The sequence below is a fragment of the uncultured Gimesia sp. genome (assembly GCF_937919775.1).
GTDB lineage: Bacteria > Planctomycetota > Planctomycetia > Planctomycetales > Planctomycetaceae > Gimesia.
Map to the genome: position 1 here is coordinate 1 of NZ_CALFPF010000680.1, position 3,089 is coordinate 3,089.

3 protein-coding genes are annotated in these 3,089 nt (G+C 50.5%); 2 read left to right on the top strand and 1 reads right to left on the bottom strand.

The window, feature by feature from the left end; genetic code table 11:
• Both Q0294_RS19310 and Q0294_RS19315 read left to right on the top strand, forming a co-directional pair.
• A partial coding sequence (locus Q0294_RS19310; RefSeq protein ID WP_299468720.1) for a DUF1559 domain-containing protein occupies positions 1-771 on the top strand: 771 nt, incomplete at its 5' end.
• Positions 772-1,008: 237 nt separating this feature from the next.
• Complete coding sequence (locus Q0294_RS19315; protein ID WP_299468722.1) at positions 1,009-2,640, top strand: calcineurin-like phosphoesterase family protein; 1,632 nt, start codon at positions 1,009-1,011, stop codon at positions 2,638-2,640.
• Between the two features lie 86 nt (positions 2,641-2,726).
• Here the strand turns inward: Q0294_RS19315 and Q0294_RS19320 are convergent.
• The coding region (locus tag Q0294_RS19320) for a hypothetical protein (protein WP_299468724.1) at positions 2,727-3,089 on the bottom strand (363 nt) is incomplete at its 5' end.

Below are 3,089 nucleotides of genomic sequence, written 5' to 3' on the forward strand. Positions count from 1 at the left end.
AATGTTTTTCCACCGGGCGGAGTGATTGGTCCCTGTGCCGGAAATCCTCCTACAGTTCTTACCGGTGCCCAGGAATGTGGTAACTTCAACGGTCAAAGTATGGGAGGCAACTGGCTGGTTTATATCCTGCCTCAGATGGAACAAAGCGCGCTGTGGGAGAAGTCGGCCCCTGTTTTGAATGCGGGAGATCCGTTGGACTATATGAACAATATTTTTGGTCATTTTGCACCGGCTGCGTATCGTTGTCCAAGCCATCCCTGGGATCGTCGCAGTAATGTTGCTTTCCGGTCTCTGGAGCACATGTCTCGTGGAAACTATGCTGCCAACTATGGTTCCGGCAACTTGACCGCTTCTTATGCAAATTCGACAGCCGGCGTGTTTACGATGAATTCGTCAACGAATATCAGAGACATTCTGGACGGCACCAGTAATACACTGCTGGTGAGCGAACTCAATTACCTGAATGACGTCACCTCTGACACGCGTGGTGCCTGGGTCTATTCGGGAATGGGGGGCTCGGCTTTCAGTGCGGGCCGTAATCCCAACACCAGGACTTCCGATATTGTCACAAAGTGTGTGAGTACCACCGAGATGCCTTGTACGGAAGCAAACGATGGAACTCAGATTGCGACGGCGCGGAGTTTGCATACCGGTGGAGTACAGGTCTGTTTTGCAGATGGTTCCGGACGTTTCATTTCGGAAAACATCAGCCAGACGATCTGGGCCGCTCTGGGAACGCGTGCCAATCGTGAAGTGATCGACAACTTCTAATGAAATCGGGGTAAACACCTGATTGACTACAGTCACTTCAACCGGGGAATGAGCTGCCTTTCATTCTCCGGTTGTTTTATTTCAGGCGACAAGCGATCTGCATCGATGCGGGTCTCGTCGATTGTACAGTGTTACAGACAACTTCATATAAAATATAGCCTATGGGTGTTGTATCTGTGGCGTGGAACGTAACATAAATCAAGACAATTTATCTGGTTTACTGACAAGGGAAAATCAATGAGTCGATTATCACTGACAAAATTACTTCTGGCTTTACTGCTGGTGTTGAGCGGTCAGACATTCGGGCAGGCGGAATCAAAAACAGAAAGCCAGCCACAGACGGCGACCGGTTATGTTTTTCATGATGCGAACAACAATCGCCAGCGGGACGCCGGAGAAAAAGTTTTGCCGGGGGTCCGCGTTTCCAATGGCGTTGAGATCGTCAGCACCAATGAAAAAGGCCAGTACCAGTTGCCGGTTACCGACGATACGATTCTGTTTGTGATAAAACCACAAGGCTGGCGGACGCCGCTGAGCAGGAATCTGACACCGGAGTTCTACTATATTCACAAACCCAAGGGCTCGCCGGAATCCAAATACGCGGGGGTCAAGCCGACCGGTCCTCTGCCTGCTTCGGTGGATTTTCCGCTTTATCCTCAGAAAGAGCCTGCTGAATTCCGGGCGATTTTCTTTGGAGATCCGCAACCTCGCGATCAAAAGGAAATTGATTATATCGCCCACGACGTCATCGAAGAACTGGTCGGAACCGACGCTTCGTTTGGCGTGACACTGGGAGATATTCTATTTGACGATCTTTCACTGTTCGAATCGCAGGCGCGCGGCATCGCGCTGCTGGGCATTCCCTGGTACAACGTCATTGGCAACCACGACATCAACTATGATGCTCCGAATGACAAACTGAGCGATGAAACATTCGAACGTGCTTTTGGTCCTTCGTATTACTCATTCGATTACGGAACCGTGCATTTTATTGCCCTCGATGATATCGAATGGATTGTTTCGGAAAAAAACAAGAAGGGCAAATACGAAGGCGGACTTGGTAAGGAACAGATGGAGTTTATCAAGAACGATTTGAAACAGATTCCCGCAGATCAACTGGTCGTACTGATGATGCATATCCCGCTGGTTGACGTCAATGATCGACAGGAGTTGTACCGGTTGATTGAACAACGTCCGTTCTGTATGTCCATTTCCGGGCACACCCATCATCACGAGCATCGTTTCATTACCAAAGCGGACGGCTGGCGCGGACCGCAACCGCATCATCATATTATCAATGTGACGGTCAGCGGCAGCTGGTGGTCCGGTTCTCCCGATGAACGGGGCATTCCGCATACCGTGATGGCCGACGGTGCTCCGAATGGTTATTCCATCATCCGTTTTAACGGTAAGGAATACAATCTGGACTTCCGGGCGGCAGGCCGTTCTGAAAAGTATCAGATGAATATCATGGCTCCGGAAGAAGTCCCCGCCAACCAGTTGGCCGAGACGGAGGTGATTGTCAACGTGTTCAACGGTTCGGAACGCTCCAAAGTCGAAATGCTGATCGGCAAAGCAGGAACCTGGGTTCCGATGGAATTTCAGCCGGGTATCGATCCGAGCTTCAAAAAACTGTCTGAGTCAGAGAATGGCGTGAAAGACAAGAAGTATCGAGATCTGCCGAAAGCCAAGCAGTCGACGCACCTCTGGCATGCGAAACTGCCTGCGGGTTTAGAACCGGGCACGCATTTGCTGCGGGTTCGCACGGTGGAAATGGACGGCGACAAACACCAGAGCGGCCGTGTGATTCGTGTTGTCCCTGCCAAACCGGCTGAGAAAACCGCTTCTACGGCTGTCACCGAAAAGTAATTTCCGGGTCTGATTAAACAGAGCAGGGGAGTGCGAAATCAATTCGCATTCCCCTGTTTTATTGAAACTTACTCGTGAGCGATATGTTATCGTTCGGAGATCAGGACTTTATTGACTTTCTTATGGCAGGCAATGCAGGTCATCGTTAAATGCAGGTAGCTGAGTGAGGCACCGTCGATGTTTTTCTCTTTGGAGAACTTGATCACCTGTTGGGCGGCGGAACGGAACTCTTCACTTTGACGTGCAAAAACAGGGCCTTCGATCACCTGCCATTCCGTGGCGTTGCTCATCTCGATCATCTTCCGAGCCCCCTTCTGCATCATGCCGTAATCCTCGACCATGAGCCCTTCCAGCACGAGTTGCGAACTGCTCAGTTTCTCGCGCATGAATTTGCTGAGTTTTTTCTCGCCATCAAGCGCATCCTCTTTGTCTTTTGGTTTACTCTCACA

Bases quoted from the DNA above. Each gene is read 5' to 3' on its own strand.
- Q0294_RS19315 (WP_299468722.1), top strand. From the start codon at position 1,009: ATGAGTCGATTATCACTGACAAAATTACTTCTGGCTTTACTGCTGGTG.